This is a genomic window from Candidatus Oscillochloris fontis (genome assembly GCF_004138135.1).
Lineage (GTDB): Bacteria > Chloroflexota > Chloroflexia > Chloroflexales > Chloroflexaceae > Oscillochloris > Oscillochloris fontis.
The window spans coordinates 1-1,317 of sequence record NZ_RYFD01000129.1; the positions used below are offsets into that span (position 1 = coordinate 1).

The 1,317-nt window shown below is 56.6% G+C and carries 2 protein-coding genes; both read left to right on the forward strand.

All coding sequences use genetic code 11. The features are described from left to right. Positions 1–56: 56 nt before the first annotated feature. Positions 57–479 carry a helix-turn-helix domain-containing protein gene (locus tag EKD03_RS18240; protein ID WP_129633882.1) on the forward strand — a complete coding sequence of 141 codons (423 nt, stop codon included), beginning with the start codon at positions 57–59 and terminating at the stop codon, positions 477–479. 35 nt (positions 480–514) lie between these two features. Then, a complete protein-coding gene (locus tag EKD03_RS18245) occupies positions 515–1,306 on the forward strand; it encodes an IS630 family transposase (RefSeq protein WP_238613587.1) in 792 nt (263 codons plus the stop codon). The last annotated feature ends 11 nt before the right edge of the window (positions 1,307–1,317 follow it).

The window sequence follows — 1,317 nt, forward strand, 5'->3', positions numbered from 1 at the left end:
TAGTCCGTAAATTAAGACCTCTTGTGTTCTATCGCCACGTCACTTAGACTGGTGGCATGAAAAAACAGCACCTCACCTTGACGGACACCGACCGGACGACGTTGGAATCCCTGCTCGCGAAAGGCACCCTGGCCGCCAAAACCTTCAAGCGCGGCACCGCCTTACTGGAACTTGATCGCGGCAAGACCTTGGCTGCGGTGGCCGAGACCCTGCATGTCAACTACAACACGGTGGCCGCCTGGCGGAATGGCTATCGGACGAAGGGCTTGGACGGTCTGTATGATGCCCCACGACCGGGTCGCCCCATTGAGATTGATGGGAATCAACGGGCGTATGTCACGGCCCTCGCGTGTAGTGATGCCCCGGCGGGCTATGCCCGCTGGAACTTGCGCCTCCTCGCCGATAAAGTGGTGGAAGCAGGGGTGTGTGAGTCGCTTTCCCATACCATGGTTGGTACCATTCTGAAAAAAACGAACTGAAGCCCCATCGGAATCAAACGTGGTGCATTGGGGAGCTGAATGCGCAGTTTCTCTCCCACATGGAGCGCATACTGTGGCTGTATGCCTTACCCTATAATCCGCAGTATCCGGTCGTGTGTTTTGATGAACGGCCCTGTTTCTTGATTGGGGATCTGCTCCCACCGGTTCCGATGCAGCCTAGCCAGCCACGGAAAGAGCATTATGCCTATGAAAAACACGGCTCATGTGCCCTGCTCGCCGCAATTGAACCCCTGACGGGTCGGCGTCTTGGGCAGGTGCAGCCCCAACGTACCAAGCGAGAGTATATGGAGTTCTGTCGGGCACTCGCAGCTACCTACCCGGATGCGATCAAGATTCGGCTGGTACAGGACAATCTGAACACCCATAACGCGAGCGCGTTTTATGCGCATCTCCCCGCTGACGACGCGTTTGCCCTCGCGCAACGCTTTGAATTCTACTACACGCCGAAGTCGGCGAGTTGGTTGAATATGATCGAGTGCGAGTTTTCGGCCTTGGCGCGGGGGTGTCTGCATCAGCGCATCCCAACCATCGAACAACTGCGCACGTCCGTTCTAAACCTCTTGGCGGAGCGGAGTGCCAAGCAGATCAAGATTCACTGGCAATTTTCCATTCAGACGGCCCGCACCAAGCTAAACACCCACTATGAGCGCGTGCATGCGGCCAATGTCAAGTATGCCGAACCGCATCCATCGCCCGACACCAGCGCTCTTGGTCAGCCTGGTGCAGCATCCCAACCGGAACCCGTTGCGGGCGTTCAAGGTGAGCGGGTGGGTAGTGCTATGTCGCAAAAAGACCTGGAAACTTAATTTACGGACTA

Coding starts and splice junctions, on each gene's coding strand:
- EKD03_RS18240 (WP_129633882.1), top strand. CDS start 57: ATGAAAAAACAGCACCTCACCTTGACGGACACCGACCGGACGACGTTG.